The sequence below is a fragment of the Streptosporangium amethystogenes subsp. fukuiense genome (assembly GCF_042665875.1).
Taxonomy (GTDB): Bacteria; Actinomycetota; Actinomycetes; order Streptosporangiales; family Streptosporangiaceae; genus Streptosporangium; species Streptosporangium fukuiense.
In genome coordinates this window covers 6,003,984-6,030,304 of the sequence record NZ_JBHTEE010000001.1, presented here as the reverse complement: position 1 = coordinate 6,030,304, position 26,321 = coordinate 6,003,984, and the positions used below count along the sequence as shown (strand labels likewise).

The 26,321-nt window shown below is 67.7% G+C and carries 19 protein-coding genes and 1 tRNA gene; 19 read left to right on the top strand and 1 reads right to left on the bottom strand.

Going from position 1 to position 26,321, the window contains the following annotated elements:
* The first annotated feature begins 181 nt into the window (after window positions 1-181).
* Together ACFQVD_RS25785 and ACFQVD_RS25780 are read left to right on the top strand one after the other, a co-directional pair.
* Window positions 182-2,287, top strand: coding sequence for an ATP-binding protein (locus tag ACFQVD_RS25785; protein WP_343968379.1), 2,106 nt, complete (start codon window positions 182-184; stop codon window positions 2,285-2,287).
* Window positions 2,287-4,326: an ATP-binding protein gene (locus ACFQVD_RS25780; RefSeq protein WP_343968377.1), complete on the top strand. Its 2,040-nt coding sequence runs from the start codon at window positions 2,287-2,289 to the stop codon at window positions 4,324-4,326. The genes ACFQVD_RS25785 and ACFQVD_RS25780 overlap by 1 nt, the downstream gene beginning before the upstream one ends.
* A 98-nt stretch (window positions 4,327-4,424) precedes the next feature.
* Here ACFQVD_RS25780 and ACFQVD_RS25775 read toward each other — a convergent pair whose 3' ends face one another.
* Window positions 4,425-5,630, bottom strand: coding sequence for a pyridoxal phosphate-dependent aminotransferase (locus ACFQVD_RS25775; RefSeq protein WP_343968375.1), 1,206 nt, complete (start codon window positions 5,628-5,630; stop codon window positions 4,425-4,427).
* Window positions 5,631-5,876: 246 nt separating this feature from the next.
* Here ACFQVD_RS25775 and ACFQVD_RS25770 point away from each other — a divergent pair.
* From ACFQVD_RS25770 to tuf, 17 genes are all read left to right on the top strand, one after another.
* Window positions 5,877-5,949, top strand: a tRNA-Trp gene (locus ACFQVD_RS25770).
* Between the two features lie 75 nt (window positions 5,950-6,024).
* On the top strand, window positions 6,025-6,273 hold the full coding sequence (gene secE, locus ACFQVD_RS25765) for a preprotein translocase subunit SecE (RefSeq protein ID WP_329089906.1): 249 nt from the start codon (window positions 6,025-6,027) through the stop codon (window positions 6,271-6,273).
* 72 nt (window positions 6,274-6,345) lie between these two features.
* The gene (gene nusG / locus ACFQVD_RS25760) at window positions 6,346-7,134 is read left to right on the top strand and encodes a transcription termination/antitermination protein NusG (protein WP_343968371.1); all 789 of its coding nucleotides are present in this window, start codon (window positions 6,346-6,348) and stop codon (window positions 7,132-7,134) included.
* A 162-nt stretch (window positions 7,135-7,296) separates the two neighbouring features.
* Window positions 7,297-7,728, top strand: coding sequence for a 50S ribosomal protein L11 (rplK, locus tag ACFQVD_RS25755; RefSeq protein ID WP_343968369.1), 432 nt, complete (start codon window positions 7,297-7,299; stop codon window positions 7,726-7,728).
* Window positions 7,729-7,904: 176 nt separating this feature from the next.
* Window positions 7,905-8,618, top strand: a complete 714-nt coding sequence (gene rplA / locus ACFQVD_RS25750) for a 50S ribosomal protein L1 (protein ID WP_030923988.1) — start codon at window positions 7,905-7,907, stop codon at window positions 8,616-8,618.
* 143 nt (window positions 8,619-8,761) lie between these two features.
* The gene (locus ACFQVD_RS25745; protein ID WP_343968366.1) at window positions 8,762-9,592 is read left to right on the top strand and encodes an LppX_LprAFG lipoprotein; all 831 of its coding nucleotides are present in this window, start codon (window positions 8,762-8,764) and stop codon (window positions 9,590-9,592) included.
* A 320-nt stretch (window positions 9,593-9,912) separates the two neighbouring features.
* Entirely contained in the window at window positions 9,913-10,437 is a 525-nt protein-coding gene (gene rplJ, locus ACFQVD_RS25740; RefSeq protein WP_343968364.1) for a 50S ribosomal protein L10, read from the top strand.
* A gap of 81 nt (window positions 10,438-10,518) precedes the next feature.
* The gene (gene rplL / locus ACFQVD_RS25735) at window positions 10,519-10,908 is read left to right on the top strand and encodes a 50S ribosomal protein L7/L12 (RefSeq protein WP_030923997.1); all 390 of its coding nucleotides are present in this window, start codon (window positions 10,519-10,521) and stop codon (window positions 10,906-10,908) included.
* A 232-nt stretch (window positions 10,909-11,140) separates the two neighbouring features.
* Window positions 11,141-12,142 (top strand): ABC transporter ATP-binding protein, encoded by a 1,002-nt coding sequence (locus ACFQVD_RS25730; RefSeq protein WP_343968359.1) that lies wholly within the window; start codon window positions 11,141-11,143, stop codon window positions 12,140-12,142.
* Window positions 12,143-12,344: 202 nt separating this feature from the next.
* Window positions 12,345-12,863 (top strand): hypothetical protein, encoded by a 519-nt coding sequence (locus ACFQVD_RS25725; RefSeq protein ID WP_343968357.1) that lies wholly within the window; start codon window positions 12,345-12,347, stop codon window positions 12,861-12,863.
* Window positions 12,860-13,384 carry a hypothetical protein gene (locus ACFQVD_RS25720; protein ID WP_343968355.1) on the top strand — a complete coding sequence of 175 codons (525 nt, stop codon included), beginning with the start codon at window positions 12,860-12,862 and terminating at the stop codon, window positions 13,382-13,384. The genes ACFQVD_RS25725 and ACFQVD_RS25720 overlap by 4 nt, the downstream gene beginning before the upstream one ends.
* Before the next feature lie 443 nt (window positions 13,385-13,827).
* Window positions 13,828-17,295, top strand: coding sequence for a DNA-directed RNA polymerase subunit beta (gene rpoB / locus ACFQVD_RS25715; protein ID WP_343968353.1), 3,468 nt, complete (start codon window positions 13,828-13,830; stop codon window positions 17,293-17,295).
* A gap of 26 nt (window positions 17,296-17,321) precedes the next feature.
* The gene (locus ACFQVD_RS25710; RefSeq protein WP_343968351.1) at window positions 17,322-21,209 is read left to right on the top strand and encodes a DNA-directed RNA polymerase subunit beta'; all 3,888 of its coding nucleotides are present in this window, start codon (window positions 17,322-17,324) and stop codon (window positions 21,207-21,209) included.
* A gap of 541 nt (window positions 21,210-21,750) precedes the next feature.
* Window positions 21,751-22,122 (top strand): 30S ribosomal protein S12, encoded by a 372-nt coding sequence (gene rpsL, locus ACFQVD_RS25705; protein ID WP_012887826.1) that lies wholly within the window; start codon window positions 21,751-21,753, stop codon window positions 22,120-22,122.
* A 2-nt stretch (window positions 22,123-22,124) separates the two neighbouring features.
* On the top strand, window positions 22,125-22,595 hold the full coding sequence (gene rpsG / locus ACFQVD_RS25700) for a 30S ribosomal protein S7 (protein WP_012887827.1): 471 nt from the start codon (window positions 22,125-22,127) through the stop codon (window positions 22,593-22,595).
* A gap of 87 nt (window positions 22,596-22,682) precedes the next feature.
* Complete coding sequence (fusA, locus tag ACFQVD_RS25695) at window positions 22,683-24,731, top strand: elongation factor G (RefSeq protein WP_386274379.1); 2,049 nt, start codon at window positions 22,683-22,685, stop codon at window positions 24,729-24,731.
* Between the two features lie 158 nt (window positions 24,732-24,889).
* A complete protein-coding gene (gene tuf / locus ACFQVD_RS25690) occupies window positions 24,890-26,083 on the top strand; it encodes an elongation factor Tu (protein ID WP_343968342.1) in 1,194 nt (397 codons plus the stop codon).
* Window positions 26,084-26,321: the final 238 nt, after the last annotated feature.

The following is a 26,321-nucleotide window of genomic DNA, read 5'->3' as shown; positions in this document are numbered from 1 at the left end:
GGGGACCTGTATGGCAGAAGGCGACGAGGAGGTTATTTCGGGGCGGGTGTGGCCGGTTTTCGGAAGTGCCCGTCCTTGCCGCATCCCCCGTTATATCTAGGAAATCTAGGAAACGGGCTTTCAGCGGACCATGTCTCCGTGCGACGGTGGACGCACACGTTGTCAGGACGCTGGGGCTGCCATGAAAGCGGACGTCTTCGTCGGCAGGGAGACCGAACTCGCCGACGTCTCCGCACTGCTCGAAAGGGTGCGGCACGTCACGCTGACCGGTCCGGCCGGAGCCGGCAAGACCTGCGTCGCCCGGCGGCTGGCCCGCACCCTCGAACCCCGGTTCCCGGACGGCGTCCACATCGTGGAGCTTTCGGAGGCGCCCGGCGACCTCGACTCCCTGGCCGAGACGTTCGCCGACGCGATCGGCGTCCGCCGGAGGCCGGGCGTTCCCGCACTGCGGGCACTGGTCGACGAGCTCGTCACGCGCCGGACCCTGCTCGTCCTCGACACCTGCGACCGCGTCGTCGGCGTCACGGGCATCCTGGTCGGCCTGCTGCTGCGCTCGGTCGAGGGACTACGTGTCCTGGCCACCAGCAGGCAGCGGCTGGGCCTGCCCGGCGAGCACCTCTACCCGATCGGCGGTCTGCCCGACGCCGACGCCGTCAGCCTGATCGGCACCCTCACCGGCGGCCTGCTCGGCGGCCCCGACGCGGCCGAGCTCTGCGGGCGCCTCGACAACCTGCCGCTGGCGATCCGGCTCGCCGTGGCCGGAGGAGGCCCCGGGATCCTCGACGGGCTCGTCACCCTCGACGGCCGCCCGCTCTCCACGGCCGGGCTCGCCGCCTTCGACGGCCGCATGGCCTCGCCCGACGAGCTCGCCGCGGCCTTCGAGAGCCGTACGGACCCCTCGGCCGGTCGTGGAACCCACGGCGAAGGGCACGACGCGGAACCGCACCGGCTCCCCTCCGCTCCGCGGCGGCACAGCTCCATGCGCGTCGCCCTCGGCTGGAGCCACGAACTCTGCACCCCACCGGAACGCCTGCTGTGGGCACGGGCCTCGGTTTTCGCCGGCACCTTCGACATCGAGGCCGCCGAGGAGGTCTGCGCCGGCGGCGTCCTCGCCGCCAAGGACATCCTCGACGGCCTGCTGGGTCTGCTCGACAAGTCCGTGCTGGTCCGCGAGGAGGGCGAGAACGGGGTCCGCTACCGCCTGCTCAACACGGTCCGCGAGTTCGGCCTGGTCTGGCTCGACCGGCTCGGCGAGACCGAGGAGATCCAGCGCCGCCACCGTGACCACTTCCTCGCCCTGTCCGCCCGCGCCGAGATGAGCTGGCAGGGCCGCCAGCTCGAGTGGTACCGCAGGCTGGTCCTCGAATGCGGCAACATGCGCGGTGCCATCGAATACTGCTACTCCCGGCCGCAGGAGTACCGCCGCGGTCTCGACCTGGTCGGCAACCTGTGGTTCCTGTGGGCGTGCTGCGGCATGCAGGCACCCGGCGACGACCTCCTCCAGCGCGGCCTCGACCTCGACCGCACGGTCAGTCCCGAGCGGGTCAAGGCGCTCTGGGTGCACGCGTGGGTCTCGATCCAGCGCGGCGACCTCGAACGCGCCGAGCGGATCCTCACCGAGTGCGCGGCCGAGGACGCCAACGGCTACGCCACGGCCTACGTCAGCCAGTTCCAGGCCCACCTGGCCGTCGTCAGGGGCGACGTGGGCGAGGCCCTGCGGCTCATCAAGCACGCCCGGGTGCGCCACCGCTCCACCGGCAACGTCTTCCCCGGCTTCCTGCCCACCTACACGGTGGTCGCCACCGCCATGATGCTCGCCGGCCACCACGACCAGGCCGTGTCCATCCTGCGGGAGGGACGTGAGCTCTGCGAGTCCTGCGGCGACTACTGGACCCTCATCCGCCTCGACCTCCTCCTGGGCCAGGCCAAGCACCTCCTCGGCAACACCGCGTCCGCCGCGGAGTCCGCCCGTGACTCCCTGCGCGGCGGCCGCCTGTTCGGCGACACCATCTCGCTGATGGAGGCGCTGGAGGTGTTCGTCGTGATCGCCGAATCATCCGCCGACGACATCTTCGCCGCCACCATGTTCGGGGCCTCCCGCGCCGCCTGGAAGGACGCCGGGGTCCCGCCCAGCCGCTCACCCATGATCGCGAGCCTGATCCGTACGTCCGAGCTGAGGCTGCGCGGGCGTCTGGGCAGGGCGGAGTTCGACCGGCTGGAGGAGCGAGGAGGTTCGATCAGCCTGCGCGACGCCGTGGAACACGCGATCCGGGGGGATCTTTCTTGATGCCGCGCGGCAACCTGCCGGTCGCGATGAACAGTTTCTTCGGACGCGCCGCCGAGCTTGACGAGATCACGAAACTCCTCACCGGAACGCGCCTGCTCACCCTGCACGGCGCCGGGGGCGTCGGCAAGACACGTCTCGCCCTCCAGGCGGCGCGGAGCGTCCGCGACGACTACCCCGACGGCGTCTGGGTGGCCGAACTCTCCTCGGAGACGGACGGCGACCTGCTCGCCGGCCACGTCGCCGGGATGTTCGGCCTGCGCGCGCGGGCCGGACGCCCGGCACTCGCGTCCCTCGTCGAGTTCCTCGCCGACCGGCGGCTCCTGCTCGTCCTGGACACCTGCGAGCACCTCGTCGATCCCTGTGCCGCCATGGTCACGGCCATCCTGACCGGCGCGCCCGACGTCCGGATCATCGTGACCAGCCGCCAGGAGCTCTGCCTGCCGTACGAGGTCGTGATGGGCGTCGACCCCTTTCCCGTCCCCCCGCCCGAGGCCGCCGACCTCGCGGGGTACGACGTGATGAGCCTCTTCCTGGACCGGGCGACGGCCGTCGCCCCAGGGCTGCGCACGGACGAGCGGGCCATGATGGCCGTCGCCAGGCTCTGCCGGAGGCTCGACGGCGTCCCGCTCGCCATCGAGCTGGCGGCCAGTCACGCGCGGGGCCTGTCGGCGATCCAGCTCGCCGACCAGCTCGAAGACCGCTTCAGGCTGCCGGCCGACGGCGAGAGGGTCCTCGTACGCCACCACACGCTGCGCACCGCGGCCGGCTGGAGTCACGAGCTCTGCACGCCCGCCGAACGCCTGCTCTGGGCCCGCCTGTCGGTCTTCGCGGGCACCTTCGACGAGGAGTCGGCGCGCGGCGTCTGCGCGGACGAGTGCCTGCCCGACGTGGCGGGCGTGCTCGCCGTGCTCGTGGCCAAGTCGGTCGTCGCCCGGGTGGGCGATCGCTACCGCCTGCTCGACACCATCAGGGACTACGGGCGCGACTGGCTCGACGAGCTGGGCGAGGGCGCCCTGATGCGCCGCCGCCACCGTGATCACTACCTGGCCGCCGCCCACCGCATGGACGCCCAGTGGTGCGGCCCCCGCCAGCTCGAATGGGCGCGCTGGGCGCGCGGGGAGCTGTCCAACATCCGCGCGGCACTCGACCGCTGCCTCGCGGACGGCGACCACCGCGCCGCTCTGGAGCTGGCCGGAGCCCTGTGGGTTCTCTGGTGTCACCTGGGCCTCGTCCGCGAGGGCCGCCACTACCTCGACCGCGCGCTGGCCGCCGTACCGGCCCCGGACCGAGCCAGGTCAAGACCGCTCTGGGTCGCCGCCCACCTCGCGCTCCTCGCGGGCGACATACCTCTGGCGCGCGAGCGGGCCACGGAGAGCGCCGAGAGCGCCCGGCGCCACGGCGACGGCGAGACCGAGGCCCACGCCCACCTCCGCCTCGCCGGGGCCTGCCTGCTCGTCGGCGACCTGGAGGGCGCGCGGGGGTACGCGCTGCGCGGAGCCGCCGGGTTACGGCAGGCCGAGCCCACCTCGTCGGGCCTGTTCTCCGTTCCCCTCCTCCTGGCCATGGCCGCCACCTTCGACGGCGACTTCGACAAGGCGGTGGAGATCCTGCGCGAGACGCGCCGGCACTGCGAGGCGCGTGGAGAGCTCTCCCAGCGAGCTCTGAGCGACTACATCCGCTCTCTGGCCCTTCTGGGCCGGGGGGAGGCCGCCGAGGCCTCAGCGGCGGCCAAGGCGGCGCTGGAGGTCAGCTGGGGGCTGCGAGACGCGGTCGGCGGTGTGCTCGCCATCGACCAGCTCGCCCGGATCGCCGCGGCCGTGGGTGACGGCTTCCGCGCCGCCTGGCTCCTCGGCGCCGCGCAGCGCATCTGGAGCGGTTTCGGGCTGCCCGGCCTCGGGGCCGACACCATGACCGGGCTCCGCGAGGCCGCCGCTGCCCGCGCCGAGGGTCTGATCGGAGAGACCGCCTACGCGCGGGCCCTCGCCGAGGGGGCGGCCTCCCACTTCGAGTCCGCGGTGACCTACGCCCTGCGCGACTGAACCGGACTCGTCCGGCGCGTACCGAGGCCGTCCGCCGCCACCCCGCCGGTCGGAGCCCGACCGGGCGGGGAGGGGGGCGGCCGGCCCTGGAGAGGCGCTCAGCGGGCCTGGCCGAGGAACTTGACGATGCGGCCCACGCCTTCGACCAGGTCGTCGTCGCCGAGCGCGTAGGACAGGCGGAAGTAGCCCGGGGTGCCGAACGCCTCCCCGGGGACGACGGCCACCTCGGCCTCCTCCAGGACGAGCTCGGCCAGCTCGGCGGAGGTCGCCGGGCGGCGGCCGCCGAAGTCCTTGCCCAGCAGCTCCTTGACCGACGGGTAGGCGTAGAAGGCGCCCTTCGGTTCGGGGCAGAACACGCCCGGGATCTCGTTGAGCATCCGGACCATGGTCTGGCGGCGGCGGTCGAAGGCCTCGCGCATCCGGGCCACGGCCGACAGGTCGCCGCCGACGGCGGCCAGCGCGGCGATCTGGGCGACGTTGGAGACGTTGGAGGTGGCGTGCGACTGCAGGTTGGTCGCGGCCTTGACGACGTCCTTGGGGCCGATCATCCAGCCCACCCGCCAGCCGGTCATCGCGTAGGTCTTGGCGACGCCGTTGAGGATCACCACCTTGTCGCCCAGCTCGGGGGCCACCGTGGCGATGCTCGCGAACGTCGCGTCGCCGTAGGTCAGGTGCTCGTAGATCTCGTCCGTGACGACCCACAGGTCGTGCTCGGCGGCCCAGCGGCCGATCTGGGTGACCTGCTCGGGGGAGTACACCGCGCCGGTCGGGTTGGACGGGGAGACGAACAGCAGGACCTTGGTCCGGTCGGTGCGCGCCGCCTCCAGCTGCTCCACGCTCGCCAGGTAGCCGGTCGTCTCGTCGGTCACCACGTCGACCTGGACGCCGCCGGCCAGCTTGATCGCCTCGGGGTAGGTGGTCCAGTAGGGGGCGACGACCAGAACCTCGTCGCCCGGGTCGAGCAGCGTGGCGAACGCCTCGTAGACGGCCTGCTTGCCGCCGTTGGTGACCAGGACCTGGGCCGCGTCGACCTGGTAGCCGGAGTCGCGGAGCGTCTTGTCGGCGATGGCCTGCTTCAGCTCGGGAAGGCCGCCGGCCGGCGTGTACTTGTGGAACCTGGGGTTCCGGCACGCCTCGACGGCCGCCTCGACGATGTAGTCCGGAGTGGCGAAGTCCGGCTCGCCGGCGCCGAAGCCGATGACCGGGCGGCCTGCCGCCTTCATCGCCTTGGCCTTGGCGTCCACGGCCAGCGTGGCGGACTCTGAGATCGCGGAGATGCGTGTTGAGATGCGGGGACGGGTCATACCTCCATGGTTACAGACCTGTGCCGCTGTTCCCGCCGGGTATCCACCATCCGGACGGGCCGCTCCGGCAGGCCCGAGCGGCCCGGGAGAGATTCGCCGAGCTGGGCGATCGCCCGCCGGTTCGACGAAGTGGGCAATCACCCGTAGACTCCGGCATGTTCTTTCCGCCGCATGCGTGAACCGGCGGTCAAGACCGTGAGCCGCGGACAAACTTCGGTCCAACCGATGTATGGTGGTTCATGTCTTAGGGCACTAGCGCAATTGGTAGCGCACCGGTCTCCAAAACCGGCGGTTGGGGGTTCGAGTCCCTCGTGCCCTGCGAGGAGCGGTCCGCGCATCTGGCGTCTAGCGCGCCGCTGATATGCGTTGGACTCGATGGATTCAGGTGAGGACTGTGGCGATCGACACGCGCGGCGAAACCGCAGACAAGCCGAGCGGTGAGAAGAAGACGAAGCGCACTTCTCCCGCCCTTTTCTATCGGCAGGTTGTCGCCGAGCTGCGTAAGGTCATCTGGCCCACGCGCAAAGACCTCATTTCGTACACCATCATCGTCCTGGTCTTCGTTCTGATCATGGTCGGGATCGTGTCGGCTTTGGACGCGCTGTTCACCGAGGGCGTGCTGAGAATCTTCGGCGGAGCCTGAGCCGCGGTCTCCGGCGGGCGGGCCGCCCTGCGGACGAGTCCATCAGCCATCGACGAAAAGAGAAAGAGCACCGTGTCCGAGTCTGCACAGTCGGCCGGCGAGCCCCGCGAAGAGCGCGAGGACGAGCTGGAGAAGGCCGTAGACGTCACCGAGGATTCGCCTGGCGAGTTCGACGGGCAGGATGTCGACGCCGAAACCGACGCCGACGCCGAAAACGAGGCCGAGCAGGCCCCGGCCGGCGCCGTCGACGAAGACGGTGACGTCCTTCCCGACGTCGACCCGGTCGAGGAGTTCAAGCGGCACCTGCGGGGTCTGTTCGGCGAGTGGTACGTCATCCACTCCTACGCCGGTTACGAGAACCGCGTGAAGTCCAACATCGAGACCCGCACGCAGTCCCTCAACATGGAGGACTACATCTTCCAGGTCGAGGTGCCCACCCACCACGTGACCGAGATCAAGAGCGGCAAGCGCCAGCTGGTCAAGGAGCGGGTGCTGCCCGGCTACGTGCTGGTCCGGATGGAGCTCACCGACGAGTCCTGGTCTGCGGTGCGTAACACGCCCGGCGTGACCGGCTTCGTCGGCCTCTCCAACAAGCCGAGCCCGCTGAGCCTCGAAGAGGTCGCCAAGCTGCTCGCGCCCGAGCCGTCGGAAGAGGTCAAGAAGTCGACCGCGAAGGCCTCCGCCGCGACCGTCGACTTCGAGGTCGGTGAGTCCGTCACCGTCATGGACGGCCCGTTCGCCACGCTGCCCGCCACGGTCAGCGAGATCAGCGCCGAGTCGCAGAAGCTCAAGGTGCTCGTGTCGATCTTCGGCCGCGAGACCCCGGTCGAGCTCTCGTTCAACCAGGTCTCGAAGATCTAGGCCGGTCGCGTAGACTTCGTCAGTCTGCCCCGCGGTCGCGGGGATGTTCCGTCCACCGTGCCGGCCAAGCTGCGGTCGCCGTCGTGGGCCCAGCGGTGGTGGGCCCCGCGGTCGCGGGGACTGTAGGAACACCGTTCAGAGAAGAAGGACCCGGAGAGAAGCATGCCTCCTAAGAAGAAGCTCGCCGCGCTGGTCAAGGTTCAGCTCCCCGCTGGCCAGGCCACGCCCGCGCCGCCGGTCGGTACCGCCCTCGGTCCGCACGGCGTCAACATCATGGACTTCGTGAAGCAGTACAACGCTGCCACCGAGGCCCAGCGCGGCAACATCATCCCCGTTGAGATCACCATCTACGAGGACCGCACCTTCACCTTCGTCACGAAGACGCCTCCGGCGCCTGAGCTGATCAAGAAGGCCGCCGGTGTCGCGAAGGGTTCGGCCGTCCCGCAGAAGGACAAGGTCGGCAAGCTCACCAAGGAGCAGCTGCGCCAGATCGCCGAGACCAAGATGCAGGACCTCAACGCCAACGACATCGAGGCGGCCGAGAAGATCATCGCCGGCACCGCCCGGTCGATGGGCATCACGATCGCCGACTAGCGACACCCGCCGTACGGACCCGGCGGCGACCTCGCGGCGTGAAGCGCGTCCGCGAGATCGAGCAGGGGACGGCGGCGAACGCGATCTCGATCGCGTCAGACCACCAAACGTCGAAGTAAGTGGAGGGGCCGGCGCAGGCCCACACCACGGACACTCGGATTCACAGGAGTGAGCAAGTGAAGCGCAGCAAGGGATTCCGCGCCGCAGCGGCGCAGGTCGACCGCGACACCCTGTACAGCCCGGCCCAGGCGGCCAAGCTGGCCAAGGAGACCAACGTCGCCAAGTTCGACGCCACCGTCGAGGTGGCCCTGCGGCTGGGCGTCGACCCCCGCAAGGCCGACCAGATGGTCCGCGGCACCGTCAACCTCCCGCACGGCACCGGCAAGACCGCCCGGGTCCTGGTCTTCGCGACCGGTGACCGTGCCGAGGAGGCGCGCGCCGCGGGTGCCGACATCGTCGGTGCCGACGAGCTGATCGACGAGGTCGCCAAGGGCCGCCTCGACTTCGACGCCGTCGTCGCCACCCCGGACCTCATGGGCAAGGTCGGCCGCCTGGGCCGCGTGCTCGGCCCCCGTGGCCTGATGCCGAACCCCAAGACCGGCACCGTGACCCCGGCCGTCGGCAAGGCCGTCACCGACATCAAGGGCGGCAAGATCGAGTTCCGTGTCGACCGGCACGCGAACCTGCACTTCATCATCGGCAAGGTGTCCTTCGGCGAGCGTCAGCTCATCGAGAACTACGCCGCCGCCCTCGAAGAGGTGATCCGTCTCAAGCCGTCCGCGGCCAAGGGACGCTACGTCAAGAAGGTCGTCTTCTCCACGTCCATGGGCCCCGGCATCCAGGTCGACCCCAACCAGACGCGGGCGCTGACCGCCGAACTCGACGCCTGATACCAGACGTCTTTCGCAGCGGGCCTCAACCGAATGGCCATTCGGTTGAGGCCCTTCTTCGTTCTTCCGAAGGACGCGCTCGGCTTTCCCGACGCGTACTGTCGTAGTCAGGATCATCGGGGGAACGAAAGGATGAAGACGAAATGCGCCGATTGGCTCCGGCAGTGGCACTGGGAGCGGCCGCGCTCGTCGCGGTCGCGGGATGCGGTGCGCAGGGCACCGGCTCCCTCGGAAACGTCAAACTGGCCGCGGCCGACGCGGTGCAGCAGAGCGCGCAGAAGGCCGAGGAGGTCACCTCCTACTCCGCGGACCTGGTTCTCGACGCGAGCAGCCGAGAGAAGGGCGCGAGCAAGATCCAGGGCAGCATGCTCTACCAGAGCAGGCCCCAGCTGGCGACGGACATCAAGCTCGACACGCTCACCTTCGGCGGCCAGAACGTGCCCGGCGGGGCGCGGGCCATTCTGTCGGGTGAGACGGTCTATGTGAAGTCCGAGCTTCTCAGCAGGTTCGCCGGCGCCACCAAGCCGTGGGTCAAGATGCCGCTCAGCGAGCTCGACGCCGAGGGGCAGGCCGGGGTCAGGCGGTTCATGGACCAGGCCCAGCAGTTCGACCTGGCCGGCACCGTCAAGCTGCTGACCGCCTCGAAGGACGTCAAGGCGGTCGGCACCGAAACGGTCGGCGGGGTCGACACCACCCACTACAGCGGCACCTTCCCGGTGGCCGAGGCCGCACAGCTGCTCGACCCGGCCAAGCGCGAGAAGCTCCAGGAGGAGTTCTCGCGGGTCAAGGACGTGAAGTTCGACCTCTGGGCCGATGCGCAGAGCCTGCCCCGCAAGGTCACGCTCGGCGGCTCCGAGCAGGATATGACGTTCAGCCTGACGGCGTTCTTCAAGGGCTTCAACGAGCCCGTCGAGATCACCGCGCCGCCCGCCGACCAGGTGGGCGACCTGCCCGAGCACCGCGGCGGAAACTGAGGTTCTCCCGGGATTCGCGCCCCCCGCCCGCACGGGCGGGGGGCGCGGGCCTTTTCCCGCCGGCGGGGGCGGGATCGGCTTCCAGGACCGATTTGGCATTCGTGGACGGCAGGGCGTACGCTGTCAACGCCGAAGACCGCCGGTCGTCGTCAGGCCGCATGGCCTGATGACCTAAGGAGCCACGTCAGTGGACGGCCCGCGTAGGTGTGATGTGAGTTTTCATCTGGATTAACCTCCTTATGTGAGCCCCGTGCGCCTGCGCCGGGGCTTGTCTGTTTTTCATGGGCCCTTACCCCGGCGGCACATCTGGAAGGAGGCCCATGGCGAAGGCAGAAAAGGCAACGGCTGTCGCTGAGCTGAAGAGCAGCTTCGACGGCTCCAATGCTGCCGTTCTGACCGAATACCGCGGTCTCACCGTCGCCCAGCTCAAGCAGCTGCGCGTTTCTCTCGGTGAGAATGCGAAGTTCGCCGTGGTGAAGAACACGCTGACCAAGATCGCGGCCACCGAGGCCGGGTTCAACCAGCTCAACGACCTGCTCGCGGGTCCGTCGGCGATCGCGTTCGTCAACGGCGACGTGGTCGAGGCTGCCAAGAGTCTGCGTGACTTCGCCAAGGCCAATCCCCTCCTGGTCATCAAGGGCGGTGTCGTCGACGGCAAGTCGATGACGCCGGACGAGATCACCAAGCTTGCCGACCTCGAGTCGCGTGAGGTTCTCCTCGCGAAGCTGGCCGGTGCCATGAAGGCGAAGCAGGGCCACGCGGCCGCCGTCTTCAACGCGCTGCCCACCAACATGGCTCAGCTGGCCGAGGCACTGCGCGCCAAGCGCGAAGGCGCCGGCGAGTAGGTCCGCGCAGGCGGTCACAGGGGATTAACGCAACCGCGGTCCCAACTTTCCCAGTAGTCAGATCCGTATGGAGGAACCATCATGGCGAAGCTCAGCACCGACGAGCTGCTCGACGCTTTCAAGGAGATGACTCTCCTTGAGCTGTCCGACTTCGTGAAGCTCTTCGAGGAGACCTTCGACGTCAAGGCCGCCGCTCCGGTCGCCGTCGCCGCCGCTGCCGCCCCCGGTGCGGCCGCTGCCGAAGAGGTCGAGGAGCAGGACGAGTTCGACGTCGTCCTCGAGGCCGCCGGCGACAAGAAGATCCAGGTCATCAAGGAGATCCGCGCCCTGACGAGCCTGGGCCTCAAGGAGGCCAAGGACCTCGTTGACGGCGCTCCCAAGTCCGTCTTCGACGGCAAGGTCAACAAGGAGCAGGCCGAGAAGGCCAAGGCCGCCCTTGAGGGTGCCGGCGCGACGGTCACCGTCAAGTAGTTCGTCTTACCGGAAAGAGCGGGTCCACCTGGTGCCGGTGGCCCGCTCTTTTTGTGTTCGCCCTGTTGGACGCGATGTCTTATAACCGCGGCATAACGATCAGCGGAAGCTATTGGACCCTCTTCCAATTCGGGCGATCGCGGCTACGGTTGATGCAGTCGCAGGTTCTGTCGGCGAGGTCTCCGGCACGCCGCGGGACGGGCACGTCCCGCGGGCTCCTGAAGGGCGGCACGTGGGCGTCGAAGTCGTGGTAGAGGGTCTGACCAAGTCCTTCGGGAGGCAGGTCATCTGGGAGGACGTCACGCTGACGCTTCCCGCCGGCGAGATCTCCGTGCTGCTCGGCCCGTCCGGCACGGGCAAGTCCGTTTTCCTGAAGACCCTGGTGGGCCTGCTGAGGCCCGAACGCGGCCACATCTGGATCGACGGGCACGACCTCGCCAACTGCAGTGAGAACAAGCTCTACGAGCTCAGACGGCTGTTCGGCGTGCTGTTCCAGGACGGGGCGCTGTTCGGCTCGCTCAACCTCTACGACAACGTCGCCTTCCCGCTGCGCGAGCACACCAGGAAGAGCGAGACCGAGATCCGCCGCATCGTGATGGAGAAGATGGAGCTCGCCGGGCTGGCCGGCGCCGAAGGCAAGCTTCCCGGCGAGATCTCCGGTGGCATGCGCAAGCGCGCGGGCCTGGCCAGGGCACTGGTCCTCGACCCCGAGATCATCCTGTTCGACGAGCCCGACTCGGGCCTCGACCCGGTTCGCACGGCCTACATCAACCAGCTGATCGTGGATCTCAACGCGGAGACCGAGGCGACCTTCCTCATCGTCACCCACGACATCAACACCGCCCGTACGGTGCCCGACGACATCGGCCTGCTGTTCCGGCGTGAGCTGATCATGTTCGGGCCGAGGGAGATGCTGCTCTCCAGCGACGAGCCGGTGGTCCGGCAGTTCCTCAACGCCCGCAGGCACGGCCCGATCGGCATGACCGAGGAGAAGGACGTCTCCGAGCTGGAGGCCGAGGCCCAGATGGGGCACGATCCCGGCGGGCTGCCGCCGATCCCGCCGCAGCTGATGCCGAGCGAGAGCCGGATCCGCCGCACGCAGCGCCCGCCGGGTTCGTGGCTGGCCGCCAACGGGGTCATCCCGCCGCCCAACTCGTTCGTGGACGAGAGGGGCCGGAACTGGCTGGAGGAGTATCCCCGGCTGGTCACGGCGCACGTCCACGGCGCACGTTGACCGCGGGCGGGTAGCGGGCGTCCCGCCGTTCACCGCACGGAGCGAAACGCTGGGCGAAACGGCCCGAAGCAGGTGAGCAAAGGCTGGTATGCGGATCTGCGCGGCGGGTTATGATCCGGCGATCGGGGAGCATGCCGTCCCGGTGCGGGAAAGCCGCGCTCACCGGCTCGCGTTCCGCGGACCGTGCGATGGGAGAGAACGCATGGCAGTGCACGCCGCTCGCCCTCGCCGCCCCCGTCGCACGCCCAGGGGTGCGGCACCGGTGCTCGGAGTGCTGATCGCGATGCTGCTCGTCGCCGCGTTCTGGATCGGCACCGACCTGCGCGACGCCCAGGCGGCGGCGGACGACAGACAGGCGGCGACGCGGGCGGCGGGAGCGCACGCGGTGCATCTGCTCTCCGTCGGATACCGGAGCGTCGACGCCGACATCAAGCGAATCCTCGACGGCTCCACGGGTGAGGCCAGAGCCGAGTACGTCAGAACCGCCGCGGAGCGCCGGGAGAGCACGATCAAGGACAAGATCCTCCGTGCGGGCGCGCTGCGCGCCCTGGGGCTGGTCTCGCTGGCGGGGGACACGGCCCAGGTGATGGTGGTGGGCGACGAGGTGATCCGGTGGGACGGGAGTAAGAACGCTCCACGGGAACAGTTCCACCGGTGGAACATGGAAGTGACCAGGGTCGGGGGAGCCTGGCTCGTGTCCAAGGCGGAGCTGGTGCCGTGACGCGCGTCTCCCGGTTGGCGGTCGGACTCATGGCCGTTGTGGCGCTCGCGCTCGCGGCGGTGGTCTGGATCATGTTCACAGATCTCAGCAGGCTGCGCGCGGACGAGAGGGCGGGACGGGAGGCGCTCGCCGCGGCCCGGTCGGTCGCCTCCGACATGCTCTCCTATGACTATCGTACGATCGAACAGGATTTCGCACGGGCGGGCGGCTACACGACCGGGGCGCTCAGCCTGCATTACAGGCAGCTGACCAGGGGGATGGCCGCGCAGGCCAGGGAGCAGAAAGCCGTGCAGCAGGCGACGGTGATCGGGGCGGGCGTGGAGTCGGTGGAGTCCGGCGACTCCGGCCGGGTCCAGGTGCTGCTGTTCATGAACATGAGCACCGTGAAGACCCCGCAGGGGGAGAAGGAACCGCGCCGCCAGGTCAGCCAGAACCGGGCCAGGTTCATCATGGTCAAGAAGGACTCTCGCTGGTTCGTCGCCGAGCTCTCCACACTGCTCGGAGACCCTCCGTCGCCATGATCGGCGCGTCGCTTCATTCAATTGTTAGTAAAGCCTTGGTTTGGGATGGGTCCGAGGTTGGGTACACCTGCCACGGCAGCGTCGATCGTCAGTCGAACCACAGGCTGACGATCGAACCGCCGGGTGACTCAGCGTCAGCCGCACCAGGTCGGACATCGTGTTGGATCCTGGGGTGTGCGCAGGTCACCCGGTGGGAAAACTCCCAGGGTCTCGGCTATTTCCCGGCCGAAATGTCAGCTCCCGGGCTTGACGTTTCGGCTCTGACGGGCGATGCTGCGACCAACGTGGAGCTTGCAGTGAGACTGAGGTGGACAGGTGTGTGCCGTTCGGCTACACTGCCCCTTTGCGCTGCCCTTTGACGACCCGCTTCTTTTGGTGCTCTGATGCATGGTCGTCTGGCGTGCGTGTAGTCAGTCCGCCGCGAGCCCTCGGAAGGACATCTGTTGGCAGCCTCGCGCAACGCCTTCGCCGTACCCGCCGGTCCCCGTCGTGTGTCTTTCGCACGAATCCAGGAGCCGCTCGAAGTTCCTGATCTTCTCGCTCTTCAGACCGAGTCCTTCGACTGGTTGCTCGGCAACGAGAAGTGGAAGGGGCGGGTCGAGGCGGCTCGCCAGGCCGGGCGCAAGGACGTTCCGGCCCAGTCGGGCCTCGAAGAGATCTTTGAGGAGATCAGTCCCATCGAGGACTTCTCCGGGACCATGTCCCTGTCGTTCCGGGACCACCGGTTCGAGCCGCCCAAGTACTCAGTCGATGAGTGCAAAGACAAGGACATGACCTACTCCGCCCCGATGTTCGTCACGGCGGAGTTCATCAATAACACCACTGGTGAGATCAAGAGCCAGACCGTGTTCATGGGCGACTTCCCGCTCATGACCGGCAAGGGCACATTCATCATCAACGGCACCGAGCGTGTCGTGGTCTCCCAGCTGGTCCGGTCCCCGGGTGTCTACTTCGACCGCAGCGTCGACAAGACCTCGGACAAGGACCTCTACGGATGCAAGGTCATCCCGTCTCGGGGTGCCTGGCTGGAATTCGAGATCGACAAGCGCGACAGCGTCGGTGTGCGCATCGACCGCAAGCGCAAGCAGGCCGTGACCGTGCTGCTCAAGGCGCTGGGCTGGACCAGCGAGCAGATCCTGGAGCGGTTCGGGCAGTACGAGTCCATGCGGGCGACCCTGGAGAAGGACCACACGGCCGGCCAGGACGACGCGCTGCTGGACATCTACCGCAAGCTGCGCCCGGGCGAGCCGCCGACCAAGGAGTCGGCGCAGACGCTGCTGGAGAACCTCTACTTCAACTCCAAGCGCTACGACCTGGCCAAGGTCGGCCGTTACAAGATCAACAAGAAGCTCGGGGTCGACAGCGAGATCACCCAGGGCACGCTCACCGAGGACGACATCGTCGCCACCATCGAGTACATCGTCCGGCTGCACGCCGGCGAGGTGTCGATGCCCGGCGCCAACGGTGAGATCGTCGTCGAGACCGACGACATCGACCACTTCGGCAACCGCCGTCTTCGCACGGTGGGCGAGCTCATCCAGAACCAGGTCCGCCTGGGCCTGGCCCGCATGGAGCGTGTCGTCCGCGAGCGGATGACGACCCAGGACGTCGAGGCGATCACGCCGCAGACCCTGATCAACATCCGCCCGGTGGTGGCCTCGATCAAGGAGTTCTTCGGCACCTCCCAGCTGTCGCAGTTCATGGACCAGACCAACCCGCTCGCCGGCCTGACGCACAAGCGTCGTCTGTCCGCGCTGGGCCCCGGTGGTCTCTCCCGTGAGCGGGCCGGCTTCGAGGTCCGCGACGTGCACCCGTCCCACTACGGCCGGATGTGCCCGATCGAGACGCCGGAAGGCCCGAACATCGGTCTGATCGGCTCGCTGGCCTCCTTCGGCCGGGTCAACTCCTTCGGGTTCGTCGAGACCCCGTACCGCAAGGTCGTCGACGGCCGGGTCACCGACCAGGTCGAGTACCTGACCGCGGACGAGGAGGACCGGTACGTCATCGCCCAGGCGAACACGCCGATCGGTCCTGACGGAACGTTCCTTGAGCCGAGGGTGCTCGTCCGCAGGAAGGGCGGGGAGTTCGAGTCCCTGCGCGCCAACGAGGTCGACTACATGGACGTCTCGGCACGCCAGATGGTGTCGGTGGCGACCGCGATGATCCCGTTCCTGGAGCACGACGACGCCAACCGCGCGCTCATGGGCTCCAACATGCAGCGCCAGTCGGTGCCGCTGCTCAAGAGCGAGGCGCCGCTGGTGGGCACCGGCATGGAGTACCGTGCCGCGACCGACGCCGGTGACGTCATCACCGCCGAGAAGGCGGGCGTGGTCGAGGAGGTCTCCGCCGACTACGTCACGGTGATGAACGACGACGGCACCCGTACCACCTACCGTGTCGCCAAGTTCAAGCGCTCCAACCAGGGCACCTGCTTCAACCAGAAGCCGATCGTCGCCGAAGGCGACCGGATCGAGGTCAACCAGGTCGTCGCCGACGGTCCCTGCACCGACGACGGTGAGATGGCCCTGGGCAAGAACCTCCTGGTGGCGTTCATGCCGTGGGAGGGCCACAACTACGAGGACGCGATCATCCTCTCCCAGCGCCTGGTGCAGGACGACGTCCTGTCCTCGATCCACATCGAGGAGCACGAGGTCGACGCCCGCGACACCAAGCTGGGCCCCGAGGAGATCACCCGGGACATCCCGAACGTCTCCGAGGAGGTCCTGGCCGACCTCGACGAGCGCGGCATCATCCGCATCGGCGCCGAGGTCGTGCCCGGCGACATCCTCGTCGGCAAGGTCACCCCCAAGGGAGAGACCGAGCTGACCCCCGAGGAGCGGCTGCTGCGCGCGATCTTCGGTGAGAAGGCCCGCGAGGTCCGTGACACCTCGCTGAAGGTGCCGCACGGTGAGCAGGGCAAGGTCATCGGGGTGCGGGTGTTCAGCCGCGAGGAGGGCGACGAGCTCCCGCCGGGGGTCAACGAGCTGGTCCGCGTCTACGTGGCCCAGAAGCGTAAGATCACCGACGGTGACAAGCTGGCCGGCCGCCACGGCAACAAGGGTGTCATCTCCAAGATCCTTCCGGTGGAGGACATGCCGTTCCTGGAGGACGGCACGGCGGTCGACATCATCCTCAACCCGCTGGGCGTGCCCGGCCGGATGAACGTCGGCCAGGTCCTGGAGACCCATCTGGGGTGGATCGCGGCCAGAGGCTGGGACATCTCCGGTGTCCAGGAGGCCTGGGCCGAGCGGCTGCGCGACAAGGGTTTCGCGGAGGTCGACCCGCGCACCAACATGGCCACGCCGGTGTTCGACGGCGCCAACGAGGAGGAGATCGTCGGCCTGCTCGACAACACCCTGGTCAACCGGGACGGCGGGCGCATGGTCGGCGCGAACGGCAAGGCCCGGCTGTTCGACGGCCGCTCCGGCGAACCGTTCCCGCACCCGATCTCGGTCGGCTACATCTACATCCTGAAGCTGCTCCACCTGGTCGACGACAAGATCCACGCCCGCTCGACCGGCCCGTACTCGATGATCACCCAGCAGCCGCTCGGTGGTAAGGCCCAGTTCGGTGGCCAGCGCTTCGGTGAGATGGAGGTCTGGGCACTGGAGGCCTACGGCGCCGCCTACGCCCTGCAGGAGCTGCTGACCATCAAGTCCGACGACGTTCTGGGCCGGGTGAAGGTCTACGAGGCGATCGTCAAGGGCGAGAACATCCCCGAGCCGGGCATCCCGGAGTCCTTCAAGGTGCTCATCAAGGAAATGCAGTCGCTGTGCCTGAACGTCGAGGTGCTCTCCAGCGACGGCATGTCCATCGAGATGCGCGACACCGACGAAGACGTCTTCCGCGCCGCGGAAGAACTCGGCATCGACCTGTCCCGGCGTGAGCCGAGCAGCGTCGAAGAGGTCTGATCTAGAAGCTGAGGAGGGGATTACAAGTGCTCGACGTCAACTTCTTCGACGAGCTTCGGATCGGCCTCGCGACCGCCGACGACATCCGCCAGTGGTCGCACGGCGAGGTGAAGAAGCCCGAAACCATCAACTACCGGACGCTCAAGCCCGAGAAGGACGGACTCTTCTGCGAGAAGATCTTCGGTCCGACCCGCGACTGGGAGTGCTACTGCGGTAAGTACAAGCGCGTCCGCTTCAAGGGCATCATCTGTGAGCGCTGTGGCGTCGAGGTGACCCGCGCCAAGGTGCGTCGTGAGCGGATGGGCCACATCGAGCTGGCCGCGCCCGTCACGCACATCTGGTACTTCAAGGGTGTCCCGTCCCGTCTGGGATACCTGCTCGACCTGGCCCCGAAGGACCTCGAGAAGGTCATCTACTTCGCGGCCTACATGATCACGCATGTCGACAAGGAAATGCGCGAGCGTGACCTGCCGTCGCTGGAGGCGAAGATCTCCGTCGAGCGGCAGCACGTCGAGCAGCGCCGTGACGCCGACATCGAGGCTCGCCAGCGCAAGCTGGAGACCGACCTGGCCGAGCTTGAGGCCGCCGGCGCCAAGGGCGACCAGCGCCGCAAGGTACGTGAGGGCGCCGAGCGCGAGATGCGGCAGCTGCGTGACCGGGCCCAGCGCGAGCTGGACCGGCTGGACGAGGTCTGGAGCCGCTTCAAGAACCTCAAGGTCCAGGACCTTGAGGGCGACGAGCTGCTCTACCGCGAGATGCGCGACCGCTTCGGCCGTTACTTCCGCGGCGGCATGGGCGCCCAGGCCATCCAGGAGCGCCTGACCAACTTCGACCTCGCCCTTGAGGCCGAGAACCTGCGCGAGACGATCCGCAGCGGCAAGGGCCAGAAGAAGGCCCGCGCGCTCAAGCGTCTCAAGGTCGTGTCGGCGTTCCTGAACACCCGCAACTCGCCCAACGGGATGGTCCTTGACTGCATCCCGGTCATTCCGCCGGACCTGCGCCCCATGGTGCAGCTCGACGGTGGCCGGTTCGCCACCTCGGACCTGAACGACCTGTACCGTCGCGTGATCAACCGGAACAACCGCCTCAAGCGGCTTCTCGACCTCGGTGCCCCCGAGATCATCGTGAACAACGAGAAGCGGATGCTCCAGGAGGCCGTCGACGCGCTGTTCGACAACGGCCGCCGCGGCCGCCCGGTCACCGGCCCTGGCAACCGCCCCCTGAAGTCCCTCAGCGACATGCTGAAGGGCAAGCAGGGCCGGTTCCGCCAGAACCTGCTGGGCAAGCGAGTCGACTACTCCGGCCGTTCGGTCATCGTCGTCGGCCCGCAGCTGAAGCTGCACCAGTGCGGTCTGCCCAAGCAGATGGCGCTGGAGCTCTTCAAGCCGTTCGTGATGAAGCGCCTGGTCGACCTGAACCACGCGCAGAACATCAAGTCGGCCAAGCGGATGGTCGAGCGTGCCCGCCCGGTCGTGTGGGACGTCCTCGAAGAGGTCATCACCGAGCACCCCGTGCTGCTCAACCGCGCGCCGACCCTGCACCGCCTGGGCATCCAGGCCTTCGAGCCGCAGCTGGTCGAGGGCAAGGCCATCCAGATCCACCCGCTCGTCTGCACCGCGTTCAACGCGGACTTCGACGGCGACCAGATGGCCGTGCACCTGCCGCTGTCCGCCGAGGCGCAGGCCGAGGCCCGCATCCTGATGCTGTCGACGAACAACATCCTGAAGCCGGCCGACGGCAAGCCCGTGACCATGCCCACCCAGGACATGATCATCGGCCTCTACTCGTTGACCACGATCAAGGACGAGGACGAGAACGGCGTCGGCCAGGGACGGGTCTTCGGCTCGGTGTCGGAGGCGCTGATGGCCTTCGACCGCCGGGAGCTCGACATCCAGTCGCCGATCCAGATCCGGATGCGGGGGGACGTCCCGCCGCCCCGCGGCTGGGCGGGCCCCGACGGCTGGGAGGCCGGTGACAGCTACCGCCTGGAGACCACTCTGGGCCGGTGCCTGTTCAACCAGACCCTGCCGGCGAACTACCCGTACGTGAACTCGCAGGTCGGCAAGAAGCAGCTGTCGGTCATCGTCAACGAGCTCGCCGAGAAGTACCCCAAGGTCGAGGTCGCGGCCGCGCTCGACGCCCTCAAGGACGCCGGTTTCTACTGGGCGACCAGGGCCGGTGTGACGATCTCCATCGAGGACGTCATCGCGCCGCCGAACAAGTCCGAGATCATGGAGACGTACGAGCGCCGGGCCGACAAGGTCCAGCGCGAGTACGAGCGTGGTCTGATCACGGACGAGGAGCGTCGTCAGGAGCTCATCGAGATCTGGACGCACGCGACCAGTGACGTGACCGACGACATGCAGAAGGCGTTCCCGAAGACCAACCCGGTCTGGATGATGGTTCAGTCGGGCGCCCGAGGAAACCTGATGCAGGTCCGGCAGATCTCCGGCATCCGTGGTCTGGTGTCCAACACCAAGGGCGAGACGATCCCGCGCCCGATCAAGGCCTCGTTCCGCGAGGGCCTGTCGGTGCTGGAGTACTTCATCTCCACCCACGGCCAGCGGAAGGGTCTGGCGGACACCGCGCTGCGGACCGCCGACTCGGGGTACCTGACCCGTCGTCTGGTGGACGTCGCGCAGGACGTCATCGTCCGCGAGATCGACTGCGGCACCGACCGCGCCGTCCCGCTGCACGTCGCCGACCGCGACTCTCAGGGCAACCTGGTCAAGGCGGAGAACGCCGAGAGCAACGTGCACGGCCGCATCCTCGCCGAGGACGTGGAGGTGGACGGCAAGATCATCGTGCCGGTGGGCGTCGACATCAACGACATCCACGTCACCGCCCTGGTCGAGGCCGGAGTGGAGACCGTCAGGACCCGTAGCGCTCTCGTCTGCGAGGCCAAGATCGGTGTCTGCGCCACCTGCTACGGCCGCTCGCTCGCGACCGGCAAGCTCGTGGACGTCGGCGAGGCGGTCGGCATCATCGCCGCCCAGTCGATCGGCGAGCCCGGCACCCAGCTGACGATGCGGACCTTCCACACCGGTGGTGTGGCGGGCGCCGACATCACCCACGGTCTGCCCCGTGTCCAGGAGCTTTTCGAGGCGCGCGTCCCCAAGGGCGTCGCCCCGATCAGCGAGGCCGAGGGCCGGGTCCGCGTCGACGAGACCGACAAGACCCGGAAGATCGTGATCGTCCCGGACGACGGTTCCGAGGAGGTCGCCTACCCGGTGTCGATGCGTTCGCGCATGCTGGTCTCCGACGGGCAGCGGGTCAAGGTCGGCCAGCAGCTGATCGCCGGTGCCGTCAACCCCAACGAGGTGCTGCGCATCCTCGGCCCCCGGGCCGTGCAGCTGCACCTCGTGGCGGAGGTCCAGCAGGTCTACCGCTCGCAGGGTGTGTCGATCCACGACAAGCACATCGAGATCATCGTGCGGCAGATGCTCAAGCGCGTGAACGTGCTGGAGTCCGGCGACGCCGACATGCTGCCCGGCGAGCTCGTCGAGCGGCCGCGCTTCGAGCGGATCAACCGCGAGTGCGTGGCGGAGGGCGGCACGCCGGCCTCCGGGCGTCCGGTGCTGATGGGTATCACCAAGGCCTCGCTCGCCACCGAGTCCTGGCTGTCCGCGGCGTCCTTCCAGGAGACGACCCGAGTGCTCACCGACGCGGCGATCCACGCCAAGTCGGACTCGCTGCTCGGCCTCAAGGAGAACGTCATCATCGGAAAGCTCATCCCGGCCGGTACCGGCATGCCGCAGTACCGCAACATCCGGGTCGAGCCCACCGAGGAGGCCAAGGCCGCGATGTACACGGTCGGCGGCTATGACGGCTCCGCGGCGGACTACACCTTCGGTTCGGGCTCCGGTGAGGCCGTTCCGCTGGAGGAGTACGACTTCGGTCAGTACAACCGCTAAGTGATCGCAGACGGCGCCCGGTCCCCGGCAGGGGGCCGGGCGCCGTTGCCTTTCCACCGTGTTCACGTCCGTGACGGGTGGGTGTGGTCCTTTCTTGACCGGAATGTTGCGGCGAAAGCCGTACGTTAATGAAGAGAACGGCCGGAGAAGTGCTCTGCGACGGGTAAACTCGACGTGGACCCGAAAGCGGTCGGTCGGAAACCGGTCGTGGGAGTCATGACACGAATGCGGGCGCCCGGAGCGGTGCCCTACGGGTGCGGCCGTTTTGACGTGTTGCGCTCGGCTGGGTAGTCTTGCCCTTCGTGCTCATGTCTTCATGGGCCCTCATGCGTGTGCGTCGGACAGGTTCCCGCTGGGAATCGACAGGGGCGCCGCATGGCCTCCTCCACCGGACCGGCCTTGACCGGGTTGTGGCGTGACAAGTGCGCGACACGCCCGACCGCGTGGGTCGGAGGGGATGAAAGAACCGCAGGTCATGACACCGGCAGCACCTGCAAAATGCACGACATTCGATTAACCGGCTAGCACGAACGGAGACGCGGTGCCCACGATTCAGCAGCTGGTCCGCAAGGGCCGCCAGGACAAGGTCACCAAGACCAAGACCCCGGCGCTCAAGGCCAGCCCTCAGCGACGCGGCACCTGCATGCGCGTTTACACCACGACCCCCAAGAAGCCGAACTCCGCCCTCCGCAAGGTCGCGCGTGTCCGGCTCACCAACGGTATCGAGGTCACGGCCTACATCCCCGGTGTCGGTCACAACCTCCAGGAGCACTCCATCGTGCTCGTCCGCGGTGGTCGTGTGAAGGACCTGCCGGGTGTTCGCTACAAGATCATCCGTGGTTCGCTCGACACCCAGGGTGTCCGTAACCGCAAGCAGGCCCGTAGCCGTTACGGCGCGAAGAAGGAGAAGTAAGAATGCCTCGCAAGGGTTCTCCTGGCCGTCGTCAGCTCATGGCTGACCCGGTTCACAACTCGCCCCTGGTCACCGCGCTTATCAACAAGGTGCTCCTGGACGGCAAGCGGTCCATCGCTCAGTCCATCGTGTACGGCGCCCTCGAAGGTGCCAAGGAGAAGACCGGCAACGACCCGGTCGTCACCCTGAAGCGCGCGCTGGACAACGTCAAGCCCACCCTTGAGGTCCGCAGCCGCCGTGTCGGTGGCGCGACCTACCAGGTCCCGGTCGAGGTGCGCGCCGCGCGCAGCACCACTCTGGCCCTGCGCTGGCTGGTGCAGTACTCCCGGGCCCGCCGCGAGAAGACCATGACCGAGCGCCTCATGAACGAACTGCTCGATGCCAGCAACGGCCTCGGCGCAAGCGTCAAGAAGCGTGAGGACACCCACAAGATGGCCGAGTCCAACAAGGCCTTCGCCCACTACCGCTGGTAACAGCGGCTTCGACGAGACGACGAGGACGCGAGAGAAGTGGCCACCACGACCGCTCTTGACCTGGCCAAGGTCCGCAACATCGGGATCATGGCCCACATCGACGCGGGCAAGACCACGACGACTGAGCGCATCCTGTTCTACACCGGTATCAACTACAAGATCGGTGAGGTCCACGAGGGCGCAGCCACGATGGACTGGATGGAGCAGGAGCAGGAGCGTGGTATTACCATCACCTCCGCTGCTACGACCTGCGAGTGGCTTGGCCACACGATCAACATCATCGACACGCCGGGTCACGTGGACTTCACGATCGAGGTGGAGCGCTCGCTCCGCGTCCTCGACGGTGCCGTCGCCGTGTTCGACGGCGTTGCGGGCGTCGAGCCCCAGTCCGAAACGGTGTGGCGTCAGGCCGACCGTTACGAAGTTCCCAGGATCTGCTTCGTCAACAAGCTGGACCGGGTCGGCGCGGAGTTCCACCGCTGCGTCGACATGATGATCAGCCGCCTGAACGCGACCCCCGCGGTTCTTCAGCTTCCCTGGGGCGTCGAGGCCGACTTCAAGGGCGTCATCGACCTGGTCAAGATGAAGGGTCTGCTCTGGAGCGCCGAGGCGGCCAAGGGCGAGATGTACGAGACCGTCGACATCCCGGCCGAGCACGCCGAGGCCGCTCGCGAGTGGCGTGACAAGCTGGTCGAGACGGTCGCCGAGAACGACGACGAGCTGATGGAGCTCTTCCTGGAGGGCGTCGAGCCCACCGAGGAGCAGCTGGTCGCGGCCATCCGCCGCGCGACGCTGAGCAGCGCCATCAACCCGGTCCTGACCGGCACCGCGTTCAAGAACAAGGGCATTCAGCCCCTGCTCGACGCGATCGTCGCCTACCTTCCCGCCCCGACCGACATCCCGGCCTTCAAGGGCCACGCGGTCGGCAAGGAAGACGAGATCATCGAGCGCCACGCGGATGTGAACGAGCCGTTCTCCGCGCTGGCATTCAAGATCATGAGCGACCAGCACCTGGGCCGTCTCACCTACATCCGCATCTACTCGGGCACGCTCGAGACCGGCACCGCCGTGATCAACGCGGTGAAGGGCCGTAAGGAGCGGATCGGCAAGATCTACCAGATGCACGCCAACAAGCGCGAGGAGCGCGGGTCGGCCGTCGCCGGTCAGATCGTCGCCGTCATGGGCCTGAAGGACACCACCACCGGTGACACCCTGGCCGACCCGGCTCACCCCGTGGTCCTGGAGTCGATGAACTTCCCGGCGCCGGTCATCAGCGTCGCCATCGAGCCCAAGACCAAGGGCGACCAGGAGAAGCTGGGCACCGCGATCCAGCGTCTGGCCGAGGAGGACCCGTCCTTCCAGGTCCGTCGTGACGAGGAGACCGGGCAGACGGTCATCTGGGGTATGGGCGAGCTCCACCTGGAGATCCTCGTCGACCGGATGCGCCGCGAGTTCAAGGTCGAGGCCAACATCGGCCGGCCTCAGGTGGCCTACCGGGAGACCATCCGCCGCAAGGTGGAGAAGGTCGACTACGTCCACAAGAAGCAGACCGGTGGTTCCGGCCAGTTCGCCAAGGTCATCATCGACATTGAGCCGCTGGGCGAGGGCAACGACGGTTACGAGTTCGAGAACAAGGTCTCCGGTGGCCGCATCCCGAGGGAGTACATCCCCTCGGTCGACGCGGGCGCCCAGGAGGCGGCCGAGTTCGGTGTTCTCGCCGGCTACCCCATGGTCGGGGTCAAGGTCACCCTGCAGGACGGTGCCTACCACGAGGTGGACTCGTCCGAAATGGCCTTCAAGATCGCCGGCTCGATGGCCTTCAAGGAGGCCGCGCGCAAGGCGGACGCCGTAATCCTGGAGCCGATGATGGCCGTCGAGGTCACCACGCCCGAGGACTACATGGGTGACGTCATCGGTGACCTCAACGGTCGTCGCGGACAGATCCAGGCGATGGACGAGCGCTCCGGCGCCCGGATCGTCAAGGCGCTCGTGCCGCTCTCTGAGATGTTCGGCTACGTGGGAGACCTCCGTAGCAAGACGCAGGGACGCGCGAGCTACAGCATGCAGTTCGACTCCTACGCGGAAGTGCCCGCGCACATCGCCAAGGAGATCGTCGCGAAGGTGCGGGGCGAGTAGCCCAGCACTCACTTTGGTACGGGTGGCGGGGAGACTCGCCGCCCGCTGCCGGGGGTGCGGGGCGAGAGCTTTCTCGCGGGCCGGTTCCGACAGGGGCCGGTCTCCCCGAACCCGAATATGAAGACGCAAGTCACGTCAGAATCTCTAAGGAGAGAGCAGTGGCCAAGGCCAAGTTCGAGCGGACCAAGCCGCACGTAAACATCGGCACCATTGGGCACATCGACCACGGCAAGACCACTCTGACCGCGGCGATCACCAAGGTGCTCCACGAGCGTTTCCCGAACCTCAACGAGGCGACCCCGTTCGACAAGATCGACAAGGCGCCCGAGGAGAAGGCTCGTGGTATCACGATCTCCATCGCGCACGTCGAGTACCAGACGGAGAAGCGCCACTACGCCCACGTGGACTGCCCCGGTCACGCCGACTACGTGAAGAACATGATCACCGGTGCGGCTCAGATGGACGGTGCGATCCTCGTGGTCGCCGCCACCGACGGCCCGATGCCGCAGACGAAGGAGCACGTCCTCCTGGCCCGCCAGGTCGGCGTCCCCTACATCGTCGTGGCCCTCAACAAGTCCGACATGGTGGACGACGAGGAGATCCTGGAGCTCGTCGAGCTTGAGGTCCGCGAGCTCCTCTCGGCTCAGGAGTTCCCCGGCGACGACCTGCCGGTCGTCCGCGTCTCGGCGCTGAAGGCGCTTGAGGGCGACGCCAAGTGGGGCGACTCGATCATCGAGCTCATGACCGCGGTGGACGAGAACGTCCCCGAGCCGGTCCGTGAGACCGACAAGCCGTTCCTGATGCCGGTCGAGGACGTCTTCTCGATCACCGGTCGCGGCACGGTCGTCACCGGCCGTATCGAGCGCGGTATCGTCAAGGTCAGCGAGACCGTCGACATCATCGGCATCAAGGAGACCAAGACCACCACCACGGTCACCGGTGTCGAGATGTTCCGCAAGCTCCTCGACGAGGGCCAGGCGGGTGACAACGTCGGTCTGCTCCTGCGCGGCATCAAGCGCGAGGACGTCGAGCGCGGCCAGTGCATCATCAAGCCGGGCACGACCACCCCGCACACCGAGTTCGAGGCCCAGGTCTACATCCTGAGCAAGGACGAGGGCGGCCGCCACACGCCGTTCTTCAACAACTACCGCCCGCAGTTCTACTTCCGTACGACTGACGTGACCGGCGTGGTGAACCTCCCCGAGGGCACCGAGATGGTCATGCCGGGCGACAACACCGAGATGAGCGTCGCGCTCATCCAGCCCATCGCGATGGAGGACGGTCTCAAGTTCGCCATCCGTGAGGGTGGCCGCACCGTCGGTGCGGGTCGAGTGACCAAGATCATCAAGTAGTACGATCGCGGAGTGGCGGTCGGCCCTCGACGAAAGGGCCGGCCGCTTCCCCACGAGGGGCCCGCGCCGCAGGGCGCGGACCCCGGCAGGACCCCACGAACCGTGATCTCGCAGTTGGTTCGGCCGAACGATGACCGAAGTAACTGCCAGATCACGGAAGAAAGCGCGGACTCACAGCGTCTGCTACGTGGGGCATGCGCGGAGAACGTCGCCCCAGGGCGAAGTGGGCTCCGCGCAA

Coding starts and splice junctions, on each gene's coding strand:
- rplJ (WP_343968364.1), top strand. CDS start 9,913: ATGGCGAAGGCAGAAAAGGCAACGGCTGTCGCTGAGCTGAAGAGCAGC.
- fusA (WP_386274379.1), top strand. CDS start 22,683: ATGGCCCACATCGACGCGGGCAAGACCACGACGACTGAGCGCATCCTG.
- ACFQVD_RS25785 (WP_343968379.1), top strand. CDS start 182: ATGAAAGCGGACGTCTTCGTCGGCAGGGAGACCGAACTCGCCGACGTC.
- ACFQVD_RS25745 (WP_343968366.1), top strand. CDS start 8,762: ATGCGCCGATTGGCTCCGGCAGTGGCACTGGGAGCGGCCGCGCTCGTC.
- ACFQVD_RS25725 (WP_343968357.1), top strand. CDS start 12,345: ATGGCAGTGCACGCCGCTCGCCCTCGCCGCCCCCGTCGCACGCCCAGG.
- ACFQVD_RS25780 (WP_343968377.1), top strand. CDS start 2,287: ATGCCGCGCGGCAACCTGCCGGTCGCGATGAACAGTTTCTTCGGACGC.
- rplK (WP_343968369.1), top strand. CDS start 7,297: ATGCCTCCTAAGAAGAAGCTCGCCGCGCTGGTCAAGGTTCAGCTCCCC.
- rpsG (WP_012887827.1), top strand. CDS start 22,125: ATGCCTCGCAAGGGTTCTCCTGGCCGTCGTCAGCTCATGGCTGACCCG.
- ACFQVD_RS25775 (WP_343968375.1), bottom strand. CDS start 5,630: ATGACCCGTCCCCGCATCTCAACACGCATCTCCGCGATCTCAGAGTCC.
- rplL (WP_030923997.1), top strand. CDS start 10,519: ATGGCGAAGCTCAGCACCGACGAGCTGCTCGACGCTTTCAAGGAGATG.